This is a genomic window from Mucilaginibacter sp. (assembly GCF_036383575.1).
Lineage (GTDB): Bacteria > Bacteroidota > Bacteroidia > Sphingobacteriales > Sphingobacteriaceae > Mucilaginibacter.
Window position 1 is genome coordinate 1 of sequence record NZ_DASVOB010000533.1, and the last position, 5,262, is coordinate 5,262.

Sequence of the window (5,262 nt, forward strand, 5' to 3'; positions counted from 1 at the left end):
GTTCAGTTCGCTGGTGGTCAGGTCATGCAGCAAGGTATTAGCCTCGTTGTTGTATTGAAATACCAGTGACGCGGCGGGACGCTGGTTCCAGTTCCTGAATGCGAGATCAAAAGAGAAATGGTTTTCAAAATCCTTTACATATTCAATTTTAGCAACCTTGCTGTAGAGCCAGTATACTGTTTTTCCTGTTGAAAACGACGAAAGGGCAGCCTGCTGATTAATGGTTGAAAGATCCCTTCCAGGTACGTCGACATCGTTCAGATAACTTGCCTTCAGATAGTCGTTAGGGTAGCGGTAAAAAGGAGTTTTATTGAATGAGTAGAAAGTTGCGATATTGTACTTAAATGCTTTATCGCGTACCCCGTAAGCGCCAAAGCCTTCAAAATATATTGATTTGCTTAATTCGGGGTTGGTACGCCCGCCGAGTTGAAAACGAGATCCTTCCTGGCTATCGCGCGAGTAAATTGTACCAATGGGGCCAATCATTACAGGTCCCGCCTTGGCATAACCGCCGGTGAAGGTAGCTGCAACCCAGGTTGCCCTTTTAAATTGCGGCATTTTTTCTAACCTGGAAATGCGCGGATAGATCTTCGATTGGTGGTCTGACAGGGTATCAGGCCGTTGCTGTGCCCAGTACGCGGTATCAGGTTTGTTGGCATCGGCGGCTATCTGTAATTCTTTACCATCGTAAAAAGTAGCGCTAAGAGGTTTATCCGCAACGTAGTTCGATAAAAACACCGTTCGTTCGCCCATCATACCCAGCCCTTTGTTTTTTAAAATACCAAAGTCGGCTTTGACATCGCTTTTACTTAAAAAATATTTGCCATTGGGGTTCTGCTCAAAATCAAGCGTGATCTTAAGCGTTCGCATAAAATTAATGTTGATCTGCTTGTTTACATCCAGCTCGCACGATCGTACGGCATAGTTGCCGGTCATGCTCACTAATAATTTACCTTCAAAAAGCAGATCACCTTTTGCACGTGGTGTAAAGCTTAGTTCAATCAGTTTCTCTTTCCCAGATTGTATGGTGTCTGTTATAAAGAATTTGTAGTAATTAGGAGAGTGGTCGGCAATGGGACTAAGAAACTGGTTGGTTATAATGAAAACGTTGTTTTCGTAAATATCGATGTCATTACCGTAAAGACGGTTCATGTAAACATCCAAACCGGCAGTGTCAATAAATTTAAGTACGTTGGCTTCTTTTTGTGCCTTCAGGATCCGGATAGATTTAGAGGGATTTTTGCGGTAATAATTTTGGTATTGCTTTTCGCTGAAATAGGCGGGGAGCAGCACCTGGTTTTGTCCGTTATTTTTTATCGTATCCAGCATAAACTGGTACATTTTAAAATAGCGACTGTTCATCAATTTGGAGGGAACGTCGATAAATGACAGATTGATCCGTTCATACTGATCGTATTGCAGGTAATCAGCACTTTCCATCCGGTTTTGTTTTTTATGGTCGATGACCTGCTGAATAAGCTCAACTGCCGGATTGCCCTTGTTGCGATAACGTTGCTTTTTACCCGAAACCACAGTAACTTCTTTTAGTTGGGTTTGACTGCCATGAAGTCTTATATGGAGAACGTTGACCTGCCCCGGTTTAATTACCTTGATAATGGTTTGATAGCCAATGTAAGAGAAGGAAACATGTGTGAATGCTCCCGGAGCATTTAATTCAAATTTTCCGTCCGGATCTGCAATGGTTCCGTACTTGCCGCCGGTAAGTTTAACATTAATGCCGGGAAGCGGTTGCCCGGAGGCATCATCTACCACTTGTCCTTTAACGCTTGTTATTACCTGTGTTGATGATTTTTTAAGGCTGTCTGGTTGCTGTGCTGTGCCGCACAGCGGAAACAACATAAAAATAAGCAACGGTGTTAAAAAATTGGAAAATAACAGTCTTGTTGAGCTTGACGTTCGGGAATAAATCTCAAAAGAGGATAGCAAATTGTGGTAGATTAAAAATACAAAAAGGGTTCAGTTTTATTCATATTCCGGGCGTGAGCCCGGAATATGCTTTTCAATTGTCTTAAACGTACAAATTAAATTTGAATTGTTACAAAAGATAGTATTATTTTAAGATTAACAGGATTGTGACGGCCGTTTTAATCCACTTTCAAAAATTTACCATTCTCGTCAAATATCAGGTCTTTCCCTTTTATTTCGGCCTCAAACATCTTTTTGCCCGCCGCATTGGTTACGCGTCCGGCTTCCTTAACTTTTGCGCCTTTGTAATTGGTTTTAATATATTCAAAAACAGCGGCAGGCAGTTGGTTGATCGGCATTGCGTCAACTTCTTCAACAAATTCACCCGTTGGGGTAAATGTTACCGAAGTATCTTCGCCCGATTTACCGCCCCAATTGGCTTCGTAATTTCCTTTCTCTTTTTCCCACGTAACTTTTTTTGCATTGGGATATTTTTTGGCGAGGCCTTGTTTTACCGCCGCAGGCACTTCTAAGCCATTGGTTGCTTTTGCAATTGCACCAGTGCCTAACAGGGCGGCAGTGATGGTTAATAAAATGATCTTTTTCATAAGTGCTTTTATTTGATTTATACTAATGTAATGCCTCAATCTGGAGAAATATGGGGTGTAGCAACCTGTTTGATTTTAATTGAATTAAACTTGAACGAGTTTGAACCGTGGAATGTAACTGCCTCTGCTAATTTTGTTTTGCAGACCTACAGATAATAAAATCACCAATAAAATAAACTTAACCACTGCGTTATGAAAAGCTTTGTACTTTCTCTGTTTCTGGCCTGTTGCTTTTGCAGCGGCTTGTTGGCTCAAAATAAATTTTTCAATAGTAAAAACGCTTATTTGGGCCAACGCCCACCCAATGATACGCCGCGGATTTTCGCGCAGCAAATGCTGGTGCCCGATAGCGGTATAGCTATGGGCAGGTCGGCTTTCTCTGCCGATGGTAAGGAGTTTTATTATGCCAATGCCATGCATTGGTTTACCACAAAAGACAACAGGCTACGTTATTTAAAATATGACGGTAATAAATGGCGTGGCCCTTTTGTACTTAATTACGACTACTTTTCGCCAACTTTTTCTATTGATGGCATGAGCATGTACTTTGCGGGGAGGGGCGATGGTAAACATTCCTATGTATTTGTATCGCATCGTAATAATACAGGCTGGACAAGCCCGGTTGTTTTTCTGGCAAAAAATTATGGCTTGTATGAGTTTATGCCAACCAACAGCGGAACTTTTTACGTTGCAAGCAACGCCAATGCAGGAAATGTAAAAGACTACAGCACTTACGATTTTTGTACGCTTACCATCGCCAAAACAGATACGGTTGTTAAAAGCCTGGGTCCGGTTATTAACACACCCGGCTTCGATGGCGATTTTTACGTTGCGCCTGATGAATCATACATGATCATCAGTTATAAGGAGAAGCCAGATTACGAGTGTGAGCTCGGGATCACTTTCCGCAAGCCCGATCATAGCTGGACAACACCGCAAAACCTTGGCCCGCTGATCAATGACGGTGATGCTCACCGGTGGGGAGAATATATTACTCCCGACGGGAAATACCTCATTTATACCAAAGGTACCAGTGAAAAGGATTGTCACCTTTACTGGGTACGGTTTGATGGTTTGAAGGCTAAACTAAGAAAGGAGGCTTTAGGCAGATGACAGCCATTTATTTCACTTCCGGGCCATAAAACTTTAAACCTAAAACCCCGGTCATGATCAGGAGCATGAAAAATATCTCTACGTAAGAGAGGCGCTGGTTCAAAAATGAAACCTCGACTAATTTGATCAGGATAAGGGTTACAGCTGTCCATACCGCATAAGCTACCGCGGTAGGTACCAGTTTTATAGCTAAGGAAAAGAAATAGATATTGCCAATGCCAAAAACAATATATCCTACAAAGGGTAGCCAAACCGGTAAGCCATGTTGCAGGCTTAAAACAGAATTGATGCGGAGCGCTTTCAAATCGCTGAATTTCATGAACTTCAATGAGAAGGTCCAGGCCGCTTCAAACGCGGCGGCAATGAAAAGATATAACCAGGCCAATATGTTAGTTTTGTTGTAGTACGTTTTCTTGTTCGGTTACTAAGGTAACAGGTTGTTGCTCAATCTCCAATTTAGGTGTGCTGTTTATTTTAGCCGGAATAACTTTTTGCAGCCAATCCATAAATCGCGGTCGCAGGTTATAGTACCAGCTAAACCACCGGTATTTGAGCAGTTTTTTTTCGTCGAAGCGTTTTACGCTGAAGGCATGCTGTAAAAAGTAATCTTTGGGATAATCATAGTAAAGTCCCCAGTTTTCAGGTTTGTTGCCTGGCGTGTGACCAGGGTCATAAGCGGTGCCGAACAGATAATCCCAAAATGAAAATTTCGTCGCGAAGTTGGCGTGAAAAACCTCCTGGTAATTGGCATGGTGCCATAAATGCAATTGGGGCGAGTTAATAATGTACTTAAGCTTGCCCATGTTTACCTTGATATTGCCGTGTATAAACATGCCGAACATGGCATCTAACATGGCTTTAATAGGTATAACTATTGGGTCTGCACCTAACAATATGATAGGTGCAAACTCAATAGTTTGATTAATGACGATCTCCATGATGTGTGAACGAGAACCGGCCAAAAAGTCAACTTCCTTGCCCGAGTGGTGCGCCTCATGAATGCGCCAGAAAAATTTATTGGAGTGCTGAAAGCGATGAAACAAATAAATATAAAGGTCATGTGTAAACAGGAAGAACAACACCTGCAGTACCACCGGCCAGCTACTTACAAATTGAAAATGCGATAGATCAAAATGCGCTTTTAACGGCGTAATGATATAATCGAAAATAATGATCTTCAAAAAGTAGCTTTGTATCAGTGTATACCACACCAAATCAATCCAAAAGCCTTCCCTGAAAAACTTCAAACCCTTTCTGTAAGGTGAAATCCTTTCCCAGGCTATGATGAATGCTATCCAGCAAAAAAGGATAATGGATGTAATTAAGGTAGTTAGATCCTGTCGAGACATTTATTATTGTTTAGCTGTTGGTTTTTCTTTGTATTCGTCGCTGATGTTAACCCTAAGGCGTTTCATCGGTGCCAGTTCAGATTCGTAAACTCGTTTCTCACCATCGCCGGCTGCGGTTTCTACGTCCCTGATATCGCGCACCAAACGCTGCAATCCCTGTGGCTCAACAGATGCTGCATGGTCAGATCCCCACATGGCACGGTCAAGTGTAAAGTGGCGTTCAACAAAGGTAGCACCCATAGCTACTGCACCTACGGTAGTTGCCA

The 5,262-nt window shown here is 42.2% G+C and carries 6 protein-coding genes; 1 reads left to right on the plus strand and 5 read right to left on the minus strand.

Annotated elements, in window-relative coordinates; all coding sequences use genetic code 11:
- Together VF500_RS18845 and VF500_RS18850 are read right to left on the minus strand one after the other, a co-directional pair.
- On the minus strand, nt 1–1,860 hold a 1,860-nt coding region (locus VF500_RS18845), incomplete at its 3' end, for a DUF5686 and carboxypeptidase-like regulatory domain-containing protein (RefSeq protein ID WP_330861164.1).
- 245 nt (nt 1,861–2,105) lie between these two features.
- Nucleotides 2,106–2,534, minus strand: a complete 429-nt coding sequence (locus VF500_RS18850) for a PepSY-like domain-containing protein (protein ID WP_330861165.1) — start codon at nt 2,532–2,534, stop codon at nt 2,106–2,108.
- A 192-nt stretch (nt 2,535–2,726) separates the two neighbouring features.
- Between VF500_RS18850 and VF500_RS18855 the strand changes: the two genes are divergently transcribed.
- Complete coding sequence (locus VF500_RS18855; RefSeq protein WP_330861166.1) at nt 2,727–3,647, plus strand: hypothetical protein; 921 nt, start codon at nt 2,727–2,729, stop codon at nt 3,645–3,647.
- Between the two features lie 7 nt (nt 3,648–3,654).
- On the opposite strand, the gene VF500_RS18860 is transcribed toward VF500_RS18855, so the two are convergent.
- The 3 genes from VF500_RS18860 to VF500_RS18870 form a co-directional block, all read right to left on the minus strand.
- Nucleotides 3,655–4,032: a DMT family transporter gene (locus VF500_RS18860; RefSeq protein ID WP_330861167.1), complete on the minus strand. Its 378-nt coding sequence runs from the start codon at nt 4,030–4,032 to the stop codon at nt 3,655–3,657.
- 4 nt (nt 4,033–4,036) lie between these two features.
- A complete protein-coding gene (locus tag VF500_RS18865; RefSeq protein WP_330861168.1) occupies nt 4,037–4,996 on the minus strand; it encodes a sterol desaturase family protein in 960 nt (319 codons plus the stop codon).
- A 3-nt stretch (nt 4,997–4,999) separates the two neighbouring features.
- A partial coding sequence (locus tag VF500_RS18870; protein WP_330861169.1) for an N-acetylneuraminate synthase family protein occupies nt 5,000–5,262 on the minus strand: 263 nt, incomplete at its 5' end.